General features: G+C 70.9%; 12 protein-coding genes. 6 read left to right on the plus strand and 6 right to left on the minus strand.

The genetic code is table 11. The features are described from left to right. Positions 1–83 precede the first annotated feature (83 nt). Genes ADL15_RS26420 through pulA form a run of 5 tightly spaced genes read left to right on the plus strand, consistent with a single transcriptional unit; the run spans position 84 to position 11,002 of the window. A complete protein-coding gene (locus tag ADL15_RS26420) occupies positions 84–1,334 on the plus strand; it encodes a sugar ABC transporter substrate-binding protein (RefSeq protein WP_067696731.1) in 1,251 nt (416 codons plus the stop codon). Then, positions 1,334–2,905 (plus strand): ABC transporter permease subunit, encoded by a 1,572-nt coding sequence (locus ADL15_RS26425; RefSeq protein ID WP_157441610.1) that lies wholly within the window; start codon positions 1,334–1,336, stop codon positions 2,903–2,905. Before ADL15_RS26420 ends, ADL15_RS26425 begins: the two co-directional genes overlap by 1 nt. After that, entirely contained in the window at positions 2,902–3,759 is an 858-nt protein-coding gene (locus ADL15_RS26430) for a sugar ABC transporter permease (RefSeq protein WP_067696734.1), read from the plus strand. Before ADL15_RS26425 ends, ADL15_RS26430 begins: the two co-directional genes overlap by 4 nt. Further along, positions 3,756–5,552 (plus strand): glycoside hydrolase family 13 protein, encoded by a 1,797-nt coding sequence (locus tag ADL15_RS26435; RefSeq protein WP_067696737.1) that lies wholly within the window; start codon positions 3,756–3,758, stop codon positions 5,550–5,552. Before ADL15_RS26430 ends, ADL15_RS26435 begins: the two co-directional genes overlap by 4 nt. Positions 5,553–5,578: 26 nt before the next feature. Continuing rightward, complete coding sequence (gene pulA / locus ADL15_RS26440) at positions 5,579–11,002, plus strand: pullulanase-type alpha-1,6-glucosidase (RefSeq protein WP_067696740.1); 5,424 nt, start codon at positions 5,579–5,581, stop codon at positions 11,000–11,002. A gap of 197 nt (positions 11,003–11,199) precedes the next feature. Here the strand turns inward: pulA and ADL15_RS26445 are convergent, their stop codons facing one another. From ADL15_RS26445 to ADL15_RS26465, 5 genes are all read right to left on the minus strand, one after another. Next, the gene (locus tag ADL15_RS26445; protein ID WP_067696743.1) at positions 11,200–11,889 is read right to left on the minus strand and encodes a GntR family transcriptional regulator; all 690 of its coding nucleotides are present in this window, start codon (positions 11,887–11,889) and stop codon (positions 11,200–11,202) included. A gap of 94 nt (positions 11,890–11,983) precedes the next feature. Further along, positions 11,984–14,395 (minus strand): putative bifunctional diguanylate cyclase/phosphodiesterase, encoded by a 2,412-nt coding sequence (locus ADL15_RS26450; RefSeq protein WP_067696746.1) that lies wholly within the window; start codon positions 14,393–14,395, stop codon positions 11,984–11,986. Between the two features lie 66 nt (positions 14,396–14,461). After that, entirely contained in the window at positions 14,462–15,352 is an 891-nt protein-coding gene (locus tag ADL15_RS26455; protein ID WP_067696751.1) for a sulfite exporter TauE/SafE family protein, read from the minus strand. 37 nt (positions 15,353–15,389) lie between these two features. After that, positions 15,390–17,726 carry a putative bifunctional diguanylate cyclase/phosphodiesterase gene (locus tag ADL15_RS26460; protein ID WP_067696754.1) on the minus strand — a complete coding sequence of 779 codons (2,337 nt, stop codon included), beginning with the start codon at positions 17,724–17,726 and terminating at the stop codon, positions 15,390–15,392. 51 nt (positions 17,727–17,777) lie between these two features. Beyond that, positions 17,778–18,818, minus strand: a complete 1,041-nt coding sequence (locus ADL15_RS26465) for a hypothetical protein (protein WP_232344337.1) — start codon at positions 18,816–18,818, stop codon at positions 17,778–17,780. A gap of 121 nt (positions 18,819–18,939) precedes the next feature. On the opposite strand from ADL15_RS26465, the gene ADL15_RS26470 reads away from it, so the two are divergent. Next, positions 18,940–19,320: an STAS domain-containing protein gene (locus ADL15_RS26470; protein WP_067696760.1), complete on the plus strand. Its 381-nt coding sequence runs from the start codon at positions 18,940–18,942 to the stop codon at positions 19,318–19,320. Between the two features lie 167 nt (positions 19,321–19,487). Here the strand turns inward: ADL15_RS26470 and ADL15_RS26475 are convergent, their stop codons facing one another. Then, entirely contained in the window at positions 19,488–20,957 is a 1,470-nt protein-coding gene (locus ADL15_RS26475; RefSeq protein WP_067696763.1) for a PucR family transcriptional regulator, read from the minus strand. Positions 20,958–21,007: the final 50 nt, after the last annotated feature.

A 21,007-nucleotide genomic window follows, 5' to 3' on the forward strand; every position in this document is an offset into this window, starting at 1 on the left:
CGATCTTGTGAGCGCCGTGTCATGCCTGCGCTCAGGACATCCCTTTTCTCGTGCTAAATCCGTTTAAGAACGGGAGTATTTCCATGCGCATTCGCACCGCAGGAGTGTTTGCGGCGAGCATGCTCTGCCTGGTCGGCGCCGCCGCTTGCGGCGACGGCAAGGACGACAAGGCCGCCGGGCCGAAGGCGTCCGCCGCCACCGGCGAGCTGGTGATCTGGGCCGACGACAAGCGCTCCGCCGCGCTCAAGCCGTTCGCCGACAAGTTCGGCCAGGAGAACGGCGTCACCGTCAAGATCCAGGCGATCTCCAAGGACCAGCAGACCACCTTCCTGACCGCCTCCCAGCAGGGCAGCGGCCCGGACGTGATGGTCGGCGCGCACGACTGGATCGGCAACCTCGTGCAGAACGGCGCCGTCGACCCGGTCCAGCTCTCCGACGAGCAGAAGAGCGGCATCCAGACCGGCGCGCTGAAGGCGGTCACCTTCAACAGCCAGACGTACGGCGTCCCGTACGCCACTGAGAACCTCGGCCTGATCCGCAACACCGAGCTGGCCCCGGCCGCGCCGGCCACCATCGAGGACCTGGTCGCCACGGGCAAGAAGCTGAAGGCCGACAAGAAGGTCTCCGAGATCCTCTGTCTGCAGTCCGGCCAGAACGGCGACGCCTACCACGCCTACCCGCTGTACGCCTCGGCCGGCGGTTACCTGTTCGGCACCGGCGCGGACGGTGGCTACGACGCCAAGGACCTCGGTGTCGGCAAGGAGGGCTCGATCGCGGCGTTCGAGAAGCTGCGCGCCCTCGGCGAGAAGGGTGACGGCGCCCTGAAGCGGTCGATCAGCCCGGACAACGCGATCGCGACGTTCACCGGCAAGAAGTGCGCGTTCCTGGTCTCCGGCCCGTGGGCGACCGCGGACGTGAAGAAGGCCGGCCTCAAGTACGACATCTCCGCCGTCCCCGGGTTCAAGGGCGGTAAGGAGGCCACCCCGTTCCTCGGTGTGCAGACCTTCTACGTCGCGTCGAAGGGCAAGAACAAGGCCCTCGCCCAGGAGTTCGTCACCAACTACGTGACCACCCCGGAGCTGGCCGTCGCGCTCTACGACGCCGAGCCCCGCCCGCCGGCGCTGACCGCGGCCCTGGAGCAGGTCAAGGCGCAGGACCCGGACCTGGCCAAGTGGGCCGAGGCCGGTAAGAACGCCATCCCGCTGCCGGCGATCCCGGAGATGGCCGCGATCTGGGAGCCGTTCGGCAAGGCCGAGGCGGCCGTGATCGGCGGCGCCGACGCCAAGACCACCGTCGCCGCGGCAGCCAAGACGATCTCGGCTCAGATCAAGTAATGACGACGCAGCTCGGAGGGCCCGCCACCCAGCGGGTCCTCCCCGTCACGGAGCCCCCGGCGGAGCGGTCCGTCACCGCGGCCGGGCTGATCACCAAGGTGCTGCTGCTCGGGCTGCTCGTCGCGGTCGCCGTCTGGGCGGCGTTCCCGCTGATCGCCGGCGACCACTGGATCGGCCTGGGCGTCCTGGTCACGACGACCGCCGGACTGCTCTACCTGTACCTCACACCGCGGCACGTCCCGGCGAAGTACCTGGTCCCGGGCACCATCTTCCTGATCATCTTCCAGATCTTCCCGGTGCTCTACACGGCGAGCACGGCGTTCACCAACTTCGGCGACGGTCACCGGGGGAGCAAGGCGGACGCGGTCACCGCGATCCAGACCGGCTCGGTCACCCGGGTGCCGGGCTCCACCGAGTACCGGCTGCGGATCGCCACCCAGGGCGACCCGGCCACCGGCGCGCTGGTCTTCCTGATCACCGATCCGGCCACCGGGCAGGTGCAGATCGGTGACGCCGGCGGGCTGCGGCCGGCCGACGGGAACCCGCCGGCCGGGTACACCGTGCTCACCGCGGGGCAGGCCAGCACGCGGAGCGCGGAGATCACCGACTTCGCGGTGCCGACCGCGGCGGGCGCGATCCGCTCGGCCGGACTGTCCCGGGCGTACGAGGGCAAGGCGGTCCGGGCGTACGACGCCGTGGCCGACGCCATCAAGGACACCGTCACCGGCAAGGTGTGGCCGGCGGACGAGTCGGCCGGCGCGTTCGTGGCGGCCGACGGCGAGCGCCTGGCCCAGGGCTGGAAGGTCAACGTCGGGTTCGCCAACTTCACCCGGGCGTTCACCGACGATGACGTCGCCAGCGCCTTCCTCGGCACGCTGATCTGGGACTTCGTCTTCGCGATCGGCTCCACCGGCGGCACGTTCGTGTTCGGCATGTTCTGCGCGATCGCGCTCCAGTCGACCCGGATGCGGTTCCGCGGGCTCTACCGGATCCTGATGGTCCTGCCGTACGCCATGCCGTCGTTCGCGATGCTGCTGGTCTGGCGGGACATGTTCAACACCGACTTCGGCCTGATCAACAACGTGCTCGGCATCCACGTGGACTGGCTCGGCACTCCGATCACCGCACAGTTCGCGGTGCTGCTGGTCCAGCTGTGGCTCGGGTATCCGTACATGTTCCTGGTGACCACCGGTGCGCTGCAGGCGATACCGGGGGAGCTGACCGACGCGACCAAGGTGGACGGTGCCGGGCCGTTCCAGTCGTTCCGCCGGGTCAAGCTGCCGCTGCTGCTCATCGCGCTGACCCCGCTGCTGATCTCGTCGTTCGCGTTCAACTTCAACAACTTCAACGCGATCTTCCTGACCACCGAGGGCGGCCCGTTCCCGGCCGACAATCCGAACAGCGGGGCGACCGACCTGCTGATCACGTACACGTATCGCCTGGCCTTCGGCGGATCCGGCGCCCAGTACGGCTTCGCCGCGGCCGTCTCGATCTTCATCTTCATGATCGTGGCCGTGGTCTCCGCGGTGAGCTTCCGGCGCACCCGCGCACAGGAAGAGGTCTACTCATGACGGCGACAGCAAAGTGGATCAAGCAGGTCGGGTGGCGTCACCTGGTCGCGATCCTGGCCGTGCTCTTCTCACTCGGGCCGATCGCGTTCGTGCTCTCCGCGGCGGTCAACCCGCTGGGAACGCTCTCGTCGAGTTCCTTGGTGCCGAGCGGAGTGTCACCGGACAACTTCTCGCGGCTGTGGAGCGACACCGACTTCGGGCACTGGTTCGTCAACTCGGTCGTGATCGCCGCCCTGGCCAGTTTCCTGTCGGTGTTCCTCTCCGCGCTGGCCGCGTTCGCGTTCAGCCGGCGGCGGTTCCGGGGCCGGCGCACCGGTCTGCTGGCGCTGCTGCTGATCCAGATGTTCCCGCAGTTCCTGGCGATCGTCGCGCTGTTCCTGATCTTCTCGACGGTCACCGACCTGTGGCCGCCGATCGGCTTCAACACCTGGTGGGGCATGGTCCTGATCTACCTGGGCGGCGCGCTGGGCGTGAACACCTGGCTGATGAAGGGCTTCTTCGACACGGTCCCGAAGGAGCTGGACGAGTCGGCGCACGTGGACGGCGCCTCACACGTACAGATCTTCTTCAAGATCCTGCTGCCGCTGGTGTCGCCGATCCTCGCGGTCAGCGGACTGCTCGCGTTCATCGGCACCATCAACGAGTTCCTGATCGCCAACGTGTTCCTGCGCGACGGCGCCGCCAAGACGCTCTCGGTCGGCCTGTACGGCCTGGTGCAGGGCTCGGAGCGGAACACCAACTTCGGGATGTTCTGCGCCGGCACCCTGCTCACCGCGATCCCGACCGTGGGTGTGTTCATGTACCTGCAGCGCTACATCGTGGAGGGTCTCAGCGCGGGTGCGGTGAAGGGATGACCGGGCTGCTCCGGCCGCACCACGACGGCTCCGAGGGGTACGTCTCGAACCCCGCGCCGGCCCTGGGCGAGACGGTCAGCGTCTTCGTCCGGGCGCCGGCCGGGAGCCGGGTGTCGCGGGTGCACATGCGCTGGGTCCGCGACGGCGAGCCGGTCTTCACCTCGGCGGTGCTGGACCGGCGCGACGCCGGCGGACAGTGGTGGCGGGCCGAGCTCCAGGTGCGGAACCCGGTCACGCCGTACCGGTTCCTGCTCCGCACTGCGGGTGGTGCGGTGCGCTGGCTGACCGGCTGCGGCCTGACCTCGCACGACGTGCCGGACTCGACCGACTTCCGGCTGGTCTCCTACGCCCCGGCACCCGCCTGGGCCCGTGACGCGGTGGTCTATCAGATCTTCCCGGACCGCTTCGGGAAGTCCGCCGCGGCGGACTCCCGGCAGACCCCGGACTGGGCGGTCCGTTGCGGTTGGGACGAACCGGTTGCGGCCCAAGGTCCGCTCAAAGGCACTCAGTGGTACGGCGGTGACCTGGACGGCGTCACCGACCACCTGGACCACGTCGCCGCCCTCGGCGCGAACACGCTCTACCTCACCCCGTTCTTCCCGTCCCGCTCCAACCACCGCTACGACAGCAGCTCGTTCGACCAGGTGGACCCGCTGCTCGGTGGCGACACCGCGCTGGTCCGGCTGGCCGAGGCGGCCCACGCGCGGGGGATGCGCCTGATCGGTGACCTGACCACGAACCACACCGGCGCCGTCCATCCGTGGTTCCCGGCCGAGCGGGACCTCTACTACTTCACCCCGGACGGCGGTTACGAGTCCTGGCTCGGCGCGCCGAGTCTGCCCAAGCTCAACTGGGGCAGTCCCGAGCTGCGCCGCCGGTTCGCGCGGATCGCCCAGCACTGGCTGACCTACCCGTACGCCCTGGACGGCTGGCGGATCGACGTGGCGAACATGACCGGTCGCCGCGGCGCCGAGGACTGGTCGCGGGAGGCGGCGGTGCTGTTGCGCCGCGCCGTCCAGCAGGTCCGCCCGGACGCGCTGCTGATCGGCGAGCACGCGCACGACGCCACCGCCGACCTGGACCGCAACGGCTGGCAGGGCACGATGAACTACGCCGGCTTCACCCGTCCGGTGTGGAGCTGGCTGCGCGCCGCGGTGCTGCCGTTCGACGACTTCCTGGGTGTGCCCGGCGAGATCCCGGATCGGGACGCCGGCGCGCTGGTGGCGACGATGAGCGCGTTCGCGGCGCAGATGTCCTGGCGTTCGTGGGCCAGTTCGTGGCAGATCCTCAGCTCGCACGACACCCCGCGGATCCGCTCGGTGGTCGGCGACGCGGCTCGCCACGAGGTGGCCGTGGGTCTGCTCTGCACGCTGCCCGGCACCCCGATGATCTTCGCGGGGGACGAGCTGGGGCTGACCGGGATCAACGGCGAGCACTCCCGTACGCCGATGCCCTGGCACCGCCCGGAGACCTGGGACCGCGGCACTCTCGCCGCCTACCGAGCTCTGCTCGCGGTGCGCCGGGCGCAGCCCGCGCTGCGTGCCGGCGGCCTGCGCTGGGCGCACGCGTCCGGCGACACCCTGGCCTTCCTGCGCGAGACGCGCGACGACGCGGTGCTGGTGGTGGCCCGGCGGGCGGCGGGCGAACCACTGCGCCTGGCCGGGCTGCCGACCGGGGTCAGCGGCGAGAACCTCTACGGCGGCGCCGGCGAGCTGAAGGTCGCCGCCGATGGATGTATTGAAATATCTGGTGATGGGCCTACCTTCCAGGTGTGGTCCGTGCGCCACATCTGATATCCACCGAATCGGAAGGTGCACCCGTGGCATCGAGTAAAACGCGGCTGGGGGCCGCGCTGCTCAGCCTTCTCCTCCCGCTGATCGCGGTCCCGGCCGCCGAGGCGTCCGCCGCCCCGGCCGAGCCGAGCGCGTCCGTCGTCGCGAACTGGGGCTCCGACCAGCCCGCGACCAACGAGCAGTACTACTTCGTCCTGCCGGACCGGTTCGCCAACGGCGACGTGTCCAACGACAAGGGCGGTCTCACCGGTGACCGGTTGTCCACCGGATACGACCCGGCCGACAAGGGCTTCTACCACGGCGGCGACCTCAAGGGCGTGATCGAGAAACTGGACTACATCCAGGGGCTCGGCACCACCTCGATCTGGCTCGCCCCGGTCTTCAAGAACCGTCCGGTCCAGGGCAGCGGCACCGACGTCTCGGCCGGCTACCACGGGTACTGGATCACCGACTTCACCCAGGTCGACCCGCATTTCGGTACGAACGCGGACCTGAAGAAGCTGGTCACGCTCGCACACCGGCGGGGCATGAAGATCTACCTGGACATCATCGTCAACCACACCGCTGACGTGATCAAATACGCCGAGAACAAGTACACGTACGTCGACAAGACGGCGTCGCCGTACACCGACACCGAGGGCCAGCCGTTCGAGGACCGCAACTACGCGACCGGCAAGAACGGCTTCCCGTCAGTGGACGGCACGTCATATCCCTACACGCCGGTCGTCGATGCCAAGGACAAGAAAGCCAAGACCCCGGCCTGGCTCAACGACGTGAACATTTACCACAACCGCGGTGACTCCACGTTCTCCGGCGAGAACAGCGAGTACGGCGACTTCTTCGGCCTCGACGACCTGTGGACCGAGCGTCCCGAAGTGGTCAAGGGCATGACCAAGATCTACGCCGACTGGATCACCAGCACCGGCATCGACGGCTACCGCCTGGACACCGTCAAGCACACCGACATGGACTTCTGGCCGCAGTTCGCCGCCGGGATCACCAAGGCCGCCGACCGGGCGGGCAAGAAGGATTTCTTCATGTTCGGCGAGGTCTACAGCGCCGACCAGGAGATCGAATCCTCTTATGTACGCCAGGGTGAGCTCCCGGCCACGCTGGACTTCTCGTTCCAGGCCGCCGCGCAGGCGTTCGTCACCGGAGCCGGCGCCGCGACCGGGCTCGCCGACGTCTACGCCAAGGACGACCTCTACACCACGCAGAGCACCAGCGCCGAGCGGCTGCCGACGTTCCTGGGCAACCACGACATGGGCCGGATCGGCTCGTTCATCGCGGCCGCCTCGACCGCCGACACCCAGCTCAAGCGGGATCAGCTCGCCCACGAGCTGATGTTCCTGACCCGTGGCCAGCCGGTCGTCTACTCCGGCGACGAGCAGGGCTTCACCGGACCGGGCGGTGACAAGGACGCCCGCCAGGACATGTTCGCCAGCAAGAGCGCGGACTACCTGGACGACGACCTGATCGGCACCGACCGCACCCACGCGGTCGACAACTACACCACCACGCACCCGCTCTACCAGGCCATCGCCGCGCTCGCGAAGCTGCGCAAGGCGCACCCGGCGCTGGTGAACGGCGTGCAGCTGACCCGGTACGCGGCCGAGGGCCAGGGCGTCTTCGCGGTGTCCCGGCTGGACCGCGCCAAGCGGTCCGAGTACGTGGTCGCCGCGAACAGCGCCACCACCACCCAGACGGTCAGCTTCGCCACCTCGTCACCCGGCGCCACCTTCACCGGCCTGTACGGCGGGGCGGCCCCGGTCACCGCGGACGGCACCGGCAAGATCACGGTGACCGTGCCGGCGCTGTCCACCGTCGTACTCAAATCGGGTGTGACCCTGCCCGTGCCGACTGCCGCGCCCACCGTCACGATCAGCACGCCGAAGGCGGGCGACCGGGTCGCGACCCGGACCGAGTTGGTGGCCACGACCACCGGCGACCCGCTCGCCACGGTCACCTTCGCCGCGCAGGTCGGCACCGGCAGGTGGGAGCTGCTCGGCACCGCCGACAAGGCGCCGTACCGGATCTACCACGACCTGGACGGGCTGGCCGGCGGCACCCCGGTGAAGTACAAAGCGGTGGTGCGAGACAGCTTGGGGCGGCTCGCGTCGTCCTCGACCAGCATCACCGTCGGCACCCCGGCCGCGGCGTCCACCGTGGACTACGCGATCGTGCACTACCAGCGCCCGGCCGGCGGCTACGACGACTACGGCCTCTACACCTGGGGCGACGTCGACCCGTCGATGTCCACCACGTGGCCTGCCGGGCAGCCGTTCGTCGGCGAGGACTCGTTCGGGCGGTTCGCCTACGTCAAGCTCGCGCCGAACGCCAAGAGCGTCGGGTTCATCGCGGTCAGCAAGGACGGCGTGAAGGACACCGACGCGGACCGGACGCTCGATCCGAGCACGACACCGGAAGTGTGGATCAAGCAGGGCGACACCGCGGTCTACCCGTCGCGGCAGGCCGCCACCGGTCAGCCCGACCCGGCGCAGGACACGTCGACAGCGGTCATCCACTGGCGCAAGGCGGACGGCAACTACGACGGCTGGGGCCTGCACGTCTGGGACGGCGCGGCGACCGGCACCGACTGGGGCAGCCCGTTGAAGCCGGCCCGGTTCGACGCGTTCGGCGCGGTCTTCCAGGTGCCGCTCGCCAACGGCGCGGCCGGGCTGAGCTACATCATCCACAACGGCGACGCCAAGGACCTGCCCACTGACCAGCGCCTGACGTTCAGCGAGTCGAGCCACGAGGTGTGGCTGCTCGGCGGTCAGGAGAAGCGGCTGCTGCCGCTGGTCAAGACCGCGGGCGGTGGCGGCTCGACGGACCTGTCCAAGGAGTCGGCGGTCTGGATGGACCGCTCGACGATCGCCTGGCAGACCGGCACCGGCACCACGCTGCAGGAGGTCGACGCGGGCACCGACGGCAAGGTCTACGACCTGGTCTGGTCGGCGACCGGCGGGATCGGGGTGGCCGACGGTGAGCTGACCGGTTCCTACCAGAGCACGCGGCTCAGCTCGCGGCGCAACGGGTTGACCGAGGCGCAGCGGGCGGCGTTCCCGCACCTGTGGCAGTACGGCGCGTTCACGGTGAACGCGCGGCACATCGCCGACATCTTGCGCGGACAGGTCGTCGTCACGGAGCGGGATGCGGCCGGCAAGCTGCTTGCCGCGACGGGAGTGCAGACGGCGGGCGTCCTCGACGATGTCTACGCTTCCGCCGCGAGTGCGGATCTCGGTCCGGTGTTCGCCGCCGGCAAACCGTCGGTCTCGGTCTGGGCGCCGACCGCGAGCAAGGTCGAGCTGGAGCTGGGCGACGCGGTCAAGCCGATGACCCGCGACGACCGTACCGGCATCTGGTCGATCAAGGGCGAGAAGAGCTGGTACGGCAAGGACTACAAGTTCCGGGTCACCGCGTGGCAGCCGGCCGCGCAGAAGGTCGTCACCGCGTCGGTGACCGACCCGTACTCGGTAGCGCTCTCCACCGACTCCCAGCAGAGCCGGTTCCTCGATCTCGGTGATCCGGCCCTGGCGCCCGCCGGGTGGAGTTCCCTGAAGAAACCGGCCGCTGTCACACCCGCGAAGATCCAGATCCAGGAGCTTTCGGTACGGGACTTCTCCATCTCGGACAGTTCCGTTCCGGCGAACGAGCGCGGCACCTATGCGGCGTTCACGCAGAAGACCGCGGCGACGAAGCACCTCGCGGCACTCGCCACCGCGGGCGTCACCCACCTGCACCTGCTCCCGGTGTTCGACTTCGCCACCATTCCGGAGAACCGGGCCGACCAGGCGCAGCCCGCCTGTGACCTGGCCGCCCTGCCGCCCGATTCTGATCAGCAGCAGGCCTGCATCGCGGCGGTGGCCGGCACGGACGGCTACAACTGGGGCTACGACCCGCTGCACTACACGGTCCCGGAGGGCGGCTACGCCGTCGACCCCACCCAGCGCACCAAGGAGTTCCGCTCCATGGTCGCCGGGGTCAACAAGGCCGGCCTGCGCGTGGTGATGGACGTCGTCTACAACCACACCTCGGCGGCCGGTGTCGACGACAAGTCGGTGCTCGACCAGATCGTGCCGGGCTACTACCAGCGGCTGCTCGCCGACGGCTCGGTGGCCACCTCGACGTGCTGCGCCAACACCGCGCCGGAGAACGCGATGATGGGCAAGCTGGTCGTCGACTCGATCGTCACCTGGGCCAAGCAGTACAAGGTGGACGGTTTCCGGTTCGACCTGATGGGTCACCACCCGAAGGCGAACATCCTCGCGGTCCGCAAGGCGCTGGACCGGCTCACCCTCGCGCGTGACGGCGTGGACGGGAAGAGCATCTACGTCTACGGCGAGGGCTGGAACTTCGGTGAGGTGGCGAACAACGCCCGCTTCGTGCAGGCGAGCCAGACCGAGATGGCCGGCACCGGGATCGGCACGTTCAACGACCGGCTCCGGGACGCGGTCCGTGGCGGTGGCCCGTTCGACGAGAACCCGCGGGTGCAGGGCTTCGCCTCGGGTCTCGCGGACCAGCCGAACGGCGACCCGGTGAACGGCACAACGGCGTCGCAACGCGAGCGGCTCCTGCACTACCAGGATCTGATCAAAGTCGGTCTGACCGGCAACCTCGCTGACTACTCGTTCACCGGTTCGTCGGGGTCGACGGTCACCGGGGCACAGATCGACTACAACGGCGCACCCGCGGGATACACCGCCGCGCCGGACGAGGCGATCACCTACGTCGACGCGCACGACAACGAGATCCTCTACGACGCACTCGCTTACAAGCTCCCGCAGGCCACCTCGGCGGCCGACCGGGCCCGGGCACAGTCGGTGGCGCTCGCCACCACCGTGCTCGGTCAGGGCGTCGGCTTCGTGGCGGCCGGCAGTGAACGGCTCCGCTCCAAGTCCCTGGACCGGAACTCGTTCAACTCGGGGGACTGGTTCAACGCCGTCGAGTGGGACTGCACGAAGGGCAACGGCTTCGGCAAGGGCCTGCCACCGGCGCCCGACAACCAGTCGAAGTGGCCGTACGCCAAGCCCCTGCTCGCCGACCCGGCCCTGAAGGCGGACTGCGCGGCGATCGCCCTGGCCGACAACCGCTACCAGGAGCTGCTGAAGATCCGGAAGTCCTCGCCGGTGTTCGGCCTGGCCACCGCGAAGCAGGTACAGGGCCGGCTGGCGTTCCCGCTCTCCGGCGCCGGCGAGACGCCCGGCGTGATCACCATGACCCTGGACGCCCGGGGCCTCGGCGGTCAGTGGAAGTCGATCACGGTGGTCTTCAACTCCACCGCGGCGGCCGCCACCCAGACGGTCCCGGCGCTGGCCGGCAAGAGCATCGCGCTGCACCCGGTGCAGCGGTCCTCCGCCGACCCGCTGGTCCGGACCGGATCGTTCGCCCAGGCGACCGGCACGTTCACAGCACCGGCGCGTACTGTCTCGGTGTTCGTCCAGAGCTGACGCACCCCGGTACACCGGCCCCGCTCACCCGATCAGCCCGGGAGGGCGGGGCCGGCTCGCTCACTGGTCCTGGCTGGTCCTCAGGGGTGCCTCCGGCCCCCGGAGGCACCCCTGAGGACCAGCCGGCACTCCTTGCGCCCGGCTTTCTCGAGGCCCGCTTTCCTTATGGCCGCTTTTCTCAAGGCGGGCCGCTTTTCTCACGCTCGGCGGCGCCGGCGTTTGGCCGCGACCGCGGCCGGGTCGACCTCCGGGTGTGCCCACTGCTCGGCCAGGCGCAGGCTGGTCTCCCGCCCGCTGGCCACGTGCTCGTGCGCCAGCGCGGCCGCCTTCTCCGCCGCCCCCGCCTCGATCGCCTCGTAGAGCTCCTCGTGCTCCGCGCACTGCCGCGCCGGGTCGCGCTGCGCGGTCAGCCGGAACAGCCAGTGGGTCCGCGCCTCGAGCGGCCGCATCAGGCCGGTGAGCAGCGGGTTCGCCGCCATCTCGACGATGTCCGCGTGGAAGCCGGCGTTCGCTGCCGCGATCCCGGCCTCGTCGCCGGCCGCGGTGGCCGTGCGGGCCGCGCTCAGCCGCTCGCGGAGCCGGGCCAGCCCGGCGTCGTCCCGGCGCTCCGCGGTCAGCCGGGCGGCGAGCGCCTCCAGGGACTCCCGGACGTCGAACAGGTCGCGGACGTCGGCCGGGGTGAACGGCGCGACGAGTGCGCCCCGGTGCGGCACCTGCAGCACCAGGCCGTCCGACTCCAGCAGGCGCAGCGCCTCGCGCAGCGGGATCCGCGACACGTCCAGGTCCGCCGCCAGGTCACGCTCCACCAGACGTTCGCCCGGCGCCAGCTCGGTGGTCAGGATCCGCCGACGCAGTTCCTGGTACGCCCGATCGCGCAGCGATGCCAAGTGGGGCCCCTTCCGTCGGTGCGGCGCTACCACCCTAGACCGGTGAGCCTTCGGAAACCCGGCCGCGAACGTGAAGTCCGGGCCGCACCGCGTCTCAGGCGAGCACGGCGGGCGCCGCCCGGAGCACCCGCAGCTCGTCGGCCGGCACCGGGCGGCCCAGGTGGTAGCCCTGGACGAACTTGCAGCCCATCACGCTGAGCAGGGCCAGCTGGTCGGCCTCCTCGATGCCCTCGACCACCACCCGCAGGCCGAGCATGTGACCGAGTTGGATCACCGCGTTCACCAGTTCCTGCTGGCGCCCGTTGCCGGTCATCCCGGTGATGAACGAGCGGTCGATCTTGAGGACGTCCACCGGGATGTCGCGCAGGTAGCCCAGCGACGAGTACCCGGTGCCGAAGTCGTCGATGGCGATCTTCACGCCCAGCTCGCGCAGTTCCTCGAGCCGGGCCGCGGTCACCGCGATGTCGCGCATCAGAATCGTCTCGGTCAGCTCCAGCACCAGGCAGCGGGCCGGCAGCCCGCTGGTGGACAGGGCGTACGCGATCCGGTCGGTCAGGTCCGGCACCTCCAGGTGCGCGGCCGAGAGGTTGACGCTGACCCAGGCCGGCGCGGTGGCCGGGTCGTCGTCCTGCCACTGCTTGATCGTCCGGCAGGCCTCCATCAGCACCCACCGGTCGATCTCCACGATCATGCCGGTCTCCTCGGCGAGCGGGATGAACGATCCCGGCTGCCGCAGCCCGTGCTGGGGGTCCTGCCAGCGCACCAGCGCCTCGGCGCCGACCATCTGCCCGTCCGGCACCGAGACCACCGGCTGCAGGTGCATCCGCAGCTCGCCCCGGTGCACCGCGTCGCGCAGCCGGGACTCCTGGTCCAGCCGGCTCAGCAGCTGCTCGTGCATCCGGTTCTCGAACGTCAGGAAGCGGTTCTTGCCCTGGTCCTTGGCCGCGTACATGGCCACGTCGGCGTTGCGCAGCACCTCGTCGGCGCTGGTGTAGCGGGCCGCGTCCGGCACCACGCCGATGCTGACCGTGACCAGCACCTCGCGGTTGTGGATCAGGAACGGCCGGGCCAGCGCGTCCAGGCAGTCCTGCGCGACCCGCTCGACGGCCTCCGGCACGGCGTTCTCCAGCAGCACCGCGAACTCGTCGCCACCCAGCCGGGCCACCGTGTCCTGGGCCCGCAGCACACCGGTGAGCCGCTCCGCCGCGGTACGCAACAGCAGGTCACCGGCGTTGTGCCCGAGGCTGTCGTTGACCCGCTTGAACCCGTCCAGGTCCAGGTAGAGCACGGCGAGCGGCTCCGACGCGGCCCGGGAGCGGGTGAGCGCGTGCTCCAGGCGGTCCAGCAGCAGCTTGCGGTTGGGCAGGCCGGTCAGCCCGTCGTGCAGGGCCTGGTGGCGCAGGTCGTACTCGAGGGCGTGCTGCCTGGTGACGTCGCGCAGCAGGATGACCGCGCCGATCGTCCGGCCGTCCTTCTCGATCGCGTTGACCGTGTACTCGACGGTCACGCTCGTGCCGTCGGCGCGCTGCAGCCGGCCCTCCCGGGTGGCGGCGGTCAGCCCGGCCGTCTCCGGCAGCACCTCCGCGGCGTCGCGATCGAGCAGGCCGGCCACGCCGAGCCCGGTGATCCGGCCGGCCGCGGCGTTGGCGAACGCGATCCGGCCGGTGGTGTCCAGGCCGCAGATGCCCTCGCCGGCGTTGGCCAGGATGCTGTCGGTGTACTCCTTGGCCAGGATCTCCCGGGCCGAGCGGTCCAGTTCGCCGGCCATCGCGTTGAACGCGCCGGCCAGCCGCCCGATCTCGTCGCGGCCGCCGGTCACCGGCACCCGGTGCGAGTAGTCCCCGGTGCGGATCACGCGGACCGCGGTGGTCAGCGCGGTGATCCGCCGGGTCAGCGAGGTCGCCAGCAGAAAACCGATCAGGAGTACGGACAGGAAGGCGACCGACCCGGTGCACAGGATGATGATCTGCGCCTGCCGGGTGCCGGCCAGCATCTGCTCGTAGAGCGGGGTGTACTCCAGGATGACCGCGCCGACCACCACGCCGCTGGCCCGGGTCATCTGCACCACGACCTGCTTGATGCCCTGCGGATAGTCGACGCTCTGCTCGACGAAGACCCGGGACCGGCCGTCGGCGATGGTCCGGCCGACCTCGTCGCCGGTGTCGTGGTCGAAGACCGAGCCGATGTTCTCGATCAACGCGTCGCCCAGGATGTACTTCGTGGTGTCCACCACGACGATGTCCCGGCGCTGGTTGTCGTGCAGCCGGTTGATGAAGTTGGTGAGCGCCGCCCGGTGGTCGTACAGCGGGGTGATCACCTCGCCGGGGGTGTCGACCGGCAGCCCGAGCGCGATGTCCTTGCCGATGCCACGGGCCACCTGGGCTGCCTCGAGCGCGGCCGCCCGGCGCGCCGACGCCGCGTCGGTGAGCCATGCGGTCAGCGCGGTGGCCACCACCAGGAGCGCCACCACCAGGTAACCGGCGAGCAGCTTCTGCCGTACGTTCATCGGTCCCTTCCCCCCGCCAACCTGTCACAGATCGGCACGGGGGGCCGGGAGATGAGCGATAAGCCGTCAGGCGGAGATCGTCTCGCGGTCCGGTGCGGGTGCCGGGGCGGGCTTGCGGTACCGCCGGCTCAGGCCGAGCCCGATCGCGATCAGCGCCGCGCCGCCGGCCACCGCGCCGACCACCTGGGTGGGCAGGTCGAACAGCTTGAGCGAGCTGGCCAGCAGCACGATGATCAGGGCGGATCGGACCAGTCCGCCCGGGGCGCGCGAGGAGATCCGGGATCCGATCAGCACGCCCGGGATGGAGCCGAGCACCACCGCGCCGGCGATGTCCAGGTGCAGGTCGCCGAAGAACGCGTGTCCCAGGGCGGCCGCGGTGACCAGCGGGACGGCCTGCACCAGGTCCGTGCCGACCAGATCGTTGGCCCGGAGCCGGGGGTAGAGCGCGAGCAGCGCCACGATGATCAGCGAGCCGGAGCCGACCGAGGTCAGGCCGACCACCAGGCCACCCGCGATGCCGATCAAAAGGGTCGGCACCGGCCTGACGACGATCTCGGCGGGCGGGCCGTCTCCGGTGCGCCGGGCGGTCCACGCCTTGAGGAGCATGCCGGCGGCGGCCAGCAGCAGCGCGGCGCCCAGGGCGACCTTGAGGGTGTGCTGCACGCTCTCGTCGTCGCCGAGCAGGCGCAGCAGCAGCACCCCGAGGAAGGCGCTGGGGACGCTGCCGGCGCAGAGCCAGCCGACCAGCCTCCAGTTCACCGTGCCGCGCCGGGCGTGCACCGCGCCGCCGAACGGCTTCATCACGGCGCTGGCCGCCAGGTCGCTGGAGATCGCGGCGACCGGGTTCACGTGGAAGAGCAGCACCAGAATCGGCGTCATCAAGGCGCCGCCACCCATGCCGGTCAGGCCGACGATGATGCCGACGCCGAGACCGGCGAGCGCCATGGTCCAATCCATGGCCGGGAGTTTTCCCGAGCATCCCCCACCTTGTCTACTAAATCAGTTGAATTTGTCGAGATTCTCGATGGCTGAGACGGTCCAGCAGCAGCGCCACGTCGCTGTCCGGCATCGGGCGGGCGAAGTGGAAGCCCTGCGCGAACCGGTAACCGGCCTGGTGCAGGCGGGCGGCCTGCTCGGCGGTCTCCACCCCCTCGGCGATCGCCTGGATGCGCAGCCCGCGGGTGATCCCGATCAGGCCGTCCACGATCACCGCCTCCGGGCTGTCGACGGTCACCCCGTCGACGAACGACTTGTCCACCTTCAGCCAGCTCACCGGGGTGTCGACGAGCAGGCTCAGCGACGACTGACCGGTGCCGAAGTCGTCCAGCGCGATCTTGAGGCCCAGCGCGTCGAGGCGGCGGACCGACTCCAGGGCGGTGCCGGTGCCGAGCACCGCGGTCTCGGTCACCTCGATCACCAGCCGGTCCGGGTCCAGGCCGGTCGAGGCGAGCAGGGCGGCGACCTCGTCCGGGAAGCCCGGCTCGTTCAGCTGGCGGGCCGAGACGTTCACCGAGACCTTCTCCGGCGCGGCCGGGCCGTACTCGTGGTGCCAGGCGGCGATCTGGCGCATCGCCTGCGCCAGGATCCACCGGCCGACCTCGATGATCTGCCCGTTGCGCTCGGCGAGCGGGATGAAGTCGGCCGGCGAGACCAGGCCGTGCTCCGGGTGCCGCCAGCGGACCAGCGCCTCCAGCCCGGCCAGGCGGCCGGTCGGCAGCTCGACGATCGGCTGGTAGAGCAGGAACAGCTCGTCCCGGGCGATCGCCTGACGCAGGTCGGCGCCGAGGCGGGCGTCGGTGTCCGCGCGGGAGTCCATGATCGGGTCGAACCAGGTCCAGCGGCCGCCACCGGCGTTCTTGGCGGCGTACATCGCCACGTCCGCGCGGCGCAGCAGTTCCTCGGGCGAGTCGCCGGCCGCGCTGCGGGTCACCCCGGCGCTGATCCGCGGGGCCATCTCCCGGCCGCCCAGCATCATCGGCTCCTGCACGGCGTCCATCAGCCGGCGCAGCAGCAGCTCGGTGTCGTCGGTGTCGATACCGGGCAGCAGCAGGGTGAACTCGTCGCCGCCGAGCCGGGCCACGGTGTCCCGGGTGCGCAGGCTGTTACGCAGCCGGTGGCTCAGCGCCTGCAGCAGGGCGTCGCCGGTCTCGTGCCCGTGCCGGTCGTTGACCACCTTGAAGTCGTCCAGGTCGAGCAGCACCACGACGAACGGTTCGCCGCCGGCGAGCTGGGCGGAGAGGCGTTCGGCGTACGCCGGGCGGTTGCTGATGCCGGTCAGCGGGTCGTGGGCGACCTGGTGGTCCAGCTCCTTCTGGTACGCGGTGAGCTGCCGCAGGCTGGCGTCGACGGTGTCCAGCAGCTGCGCGTTGTCCCGCAGCGTGCTGATCTGCCGTAGTACGACCAGCACGGTCAGCGCGGTCGCGGCCATCGCGATCACCGCCTCGTGCCCGCCCTGCGGCAGTTCCATGGCGAGCACGGTCAGGTACAGCGCGGCCACCGCGATGTACGGCAGCACGCTGAACCGCCGTGACCGGGGCCGGGGCGCGGCCGGCGCGTCGCGCATCCGCCACTGCCGGCGCGCGGCCAGTACGCCGATGAACTGCGACGCCGAGATGGCGAGCATGGCGGTGCTGAGGTAGGGCCGGCCGGCCAGCACCGGTGCGACGCCGGCGGTGCCCGCGGACAGGGCCACCGCGAGCGAGAGCAGGTGCAGCGACCGGCGGTCCAGCTGCCCGGCCCCGGCGAAGGCCACCTTGATGAACGTGACCAGCGAGACGATGGCCACCACCACGATCAGCAGGATCGAGGCCGGCGCGGCCGTCGGCGAGTCGCCGAAGTCGACCCGGCTCAGCCAGAAGTGCCAGGTCAGCACGCTGCCGGTGAGCAGGACGACGGTGGTGTCCAGGCCGAACCGCAGCCAGTCACTGCGCGAGCGCTGCCAGGCCGGCAGGCGCAGCAGCGACCACATGATGATCGCCAGGAGCACCCCGAAGATCAGCTCGGTCCGGACGCTGAAGGCCTGCGACGGCGCCGGTCCGCCGAGCGCGTCGGCCATGTTGCTGAGCACGCCGATCACCAGCACCACGCTGGACAGGCCCAGGTTGCCCCAGAACCGGCGGGTGTCCCGGTCCAGTTCCGGGGTCCGGGCGATCCGCCGGCACTCGTACGCGAACAGCAGGGGCAGCACCGGCAGCGGCACCCAGCCGACGATCGGATGCGACCAGACGTGCACCAGGCCGATCGCGAACCAGCCCAGGACGAAGGCGAGCAGGCCTAGCGCCACGGCGGTGGTGCCGTGTACCCGGCGCAGGACGCGGTTCGGAGCGGACATGGCCCATTCATCGGACGATTGAGCCGGGGGCTGAAGCGAAAGTGAGCTGCTCTACTCGGGCTCGGCGGAGTCGGTGAACGACTCCCAGTCCAGGCCGAGCTTGCGCAGCCGGCGCAGCAGGCCGGGGCGGCGGACCCCGACGTACATCTCGAACCAGTCCGCGTCGTCCTCGCCGATCAGCACGACCGTGCCCGGGCCGGCGTAACACCGGGAGAACAGCGACGGCCAGCGCATCGGCTGCAGCGGCACCCGGCGCAGCGGGGCGATCACCCGCCGGGCCTGCGGCCGGTCGACGAACGCCATCCCGCCGAGCGGGGAGTCCATCGCGGCCCGGGCCAGGGTGGCGTGCAGCAGGTAGCGGCTGAGCCGTTCGCGTTCCGGGAGCAGCCGGTCGCTGAGCCCGTCGTAGTAGACCCGCGGGTCGTCACCGTCCGGCTCCATCAGCACGGTGACCACCCCGTCACCGTCCTGGCCGAAGGTGATCAGCTCCTCCGGGTGGCCGGCGAACGGCTCCGGGTAGATCCGGGAGGTCAGTCCGTACACCTCGGGCCGGCCGGCGGCGGCCCGGTGGAAGGCCCGGAGCGCGGTGGGCAGCCCGGCCGCGGCGGGTGTCTCCCGCCGTTCCGGGATCTCGGCGTACCAGGAGGCGATGAACCGTTCCATCGCGCCGACCGGGTCGTCGACCGCGAGGTCCAGCCAGTCCATCCCGGGCGGGACCCGGCCGAGCAGGTCGGACGGGACCGGCGCCTCGAACCGCAGCCGGATGTCGTGCAGCGCGCCGCGGCGGTAGCTCAGCTCGGTCGCCTGCGCCGCGCCGAGCGCCAGGCAGCCGTCCGGCATCCGGGCGAACGCGTGCACCACCGGCCGCAGCATCCCGGCCAGCCGCTCCTCGATCAGTTCCGGGAACGGCCCCGGCAGGATCATCTCCTCGGCGGCGGCGTGCGCCTCACCGGAGACCCCGCCGCCGATCACCACGAGGGTGTCCGAGCCGACCGCGTAGGCGGCGCCGGCCCCGGTCAGCAGCGTCGCTCCCGGCCCGGCCAGGGCGAGCGCCTCGGGCTCGCCGACCATCGCCCAGAGTTCGATCTCCACCGCCACACGGTAGACGGCCGGGTCCCGCCCGGTCCGTCCCGTGACGCAGCCCTCATTCCGGAGGATGTCCTCTTTTCGTGCTGTTCGGCCCCCGGACACCTGGCGCGAGTAGACCGGGGACATGGGCGATGTGCGCTGTGTGATCCACCGTGACCCGGGCAAGACCGGGTCGACCGTCGTGCTGCACCTGGACGGCGACTTCGACCGGGAATCCGGTGCCGAATTGCGCCGTGAGCTGCGGCAGGCCTTCGACCGGGCCCGCAACTCCCGGGTCGTCGTCGACATGGCCGGCGTGGACCTGATCGGCAGCGAGTGCCTCGAGGTGCTGCTGGTCGGCTACACCCGCGCGATGCGCAGCGGCCACGGCTACGAAGTGGTCAACGCCACCGGCCACGTCCACCAGGCCTTGCAGGCCACCGGCCTCTGCCCGCGCACCGACGAGCACCTCTACACCCCGGCCGCCACCGACACGATCGAGCACCTCCTGGCCGACCTCAGCTAAACCCCCATTTGGTACGAAACAGGAGTCCCGCCCGCAGGCTACAAGCCACGTCCCGTGGCAGCCTCGCGCGACCTCCGCCCCGCTCCGGACCGCAGCGCGGCACCAGCCAGGACCCTGGCCCGTGCCGTGGTCCGGAGGGCTCGCGGTCGAGCGGGCGGTCCGGGTGGTCAGTCGGTGTCGAGGCGGGTGGCGGCCAGGGCCAGCCACAGCTGGACCCGGTCGGCGGTGCCGGCCAGCGAGCGCCCGGTCAGTTTCTCGATCTGCTCCATCCGGTACCGGACCGTGTTGCGGTGCACGATCAGTCGTTGCGCGACCGCGGCCACCGACCCGTTCGTGTCCAGATAGGCCCGCAGCGTCTCGACGAGCGACCCGCCGTGCTCGGCGTCGAAGAGCCGCAGCGGCCGCAGCACGTCCCGGGCCAGGTCCCGCAGCGGCACGTCCTCACTGGCCAGCAGCAGCCCGGACAGGCTCATCTGCTCGCGTTCGTTGATCCCGGCCCCGCGGGTCATCGCCTCGTGCGCCTCGTAGTAGCTCCACCGCAGCCCGGTCATCCCGGTGTACCAGCCGCCGACGCCGACCCGGGCCGGGTCGCCGTGCCGGCTCAGGTGGGCGTGCAGCAGCATCGCCACCTCCCGGGCCGGCTGTCCCGGCTCGAGGACCGCGATCAGGCAGTCCTCGACGACCGCGGTGGTCGCGCCGGTCAGCGGGGGAGCGCCGAGCAGCCGCCGCCCGTCGGCCGCGGCCACGCTCGCCACCAGCAGCGCGTGCTCGTCGGTGGCGCGGATCCCGAACGGCGCCAGCCGCCGTTCCGCTTCCGGCCCGCCGATCAGGCCACGGACCAGGTCTTCCAGGACCTGTCCGGCGAGGCGGCGTTTGCCGGCGAGTTCGGCCCGGCGGCGGGCCAGTTCCAGACCGACGAGCGAGACCGCGTACGGCAGGACGTCCGCCGACCGTCGCGGCCGCCGGCAGCAGAGGTACGCCTCCACGGTGTCCTCGACCGTGATCGGCAGGATCGACGTCTGATCCCGCCGGCCGGCGGCAGGGCTGCGCGCCGCGAAGAGGATCTGCTCCACCGGCCACGCCGCACTCGACGGTGCGGTGGCGAGCACCCCGCCGTAGACGTCGAGGACCATCGCGGGCGCGCCGAGGATCTGGTGCAGCGACTCGATCAGCGCGCCCAGCCCGCGCCCGGACAGCAGCGACTTGGCCAGGGTGTCGTGCTCGTCGAGCAGGTCGGCGAACCGGCCGTACTGCGCTTCGAGGATCCGGTCGGCGACGAACCGGTCGACCGCGATGAACGGCGTCTCGTACGGGATCTCCAGCACCGGCAGCCCGTGCACCCGCGCCTCGGCGAGCGTCCCGCCCGGGATCCGGTCGTGGCTCAGCCCGATCCCGAAGCCCAGCCCGGCGGCCCGGCCCTCGGCGACCCGGGCGACGAACTCGCGCTGGGCCCGCACCGTCCGCTGGCTCAGCCCGGTGGTCAGCACCAGCTCACCGCCGGACAGGAACGGCCGGGGGTCGGCCAGCTCGGTCACCGCCACCCAGCGGACCGGCCGGTTCAGCGCCGCGAGCGCGCCGTCGACCAGCCGCAGGCTCAGGTCGGGGTCGGCGAGCACATCGGCCAGACGCAGCGTCATCCCGGGACTGTACGGCTGCACAACGCCGTCGCGTAAGGACTGGACCGGCG

Origin of the sequence: Actinoplanes awajinensis subsp. mycoplanecinus (genome assembly GCF_001509495.1) — a bacterium.
Taxonomy (GTDB): domain Bacteria; phylum Actinomycetota; class Actinomycetes; order Mycobacteriales; family Micromonosporaceae; genus Actinoplanes; species Actinoplanes palleronii.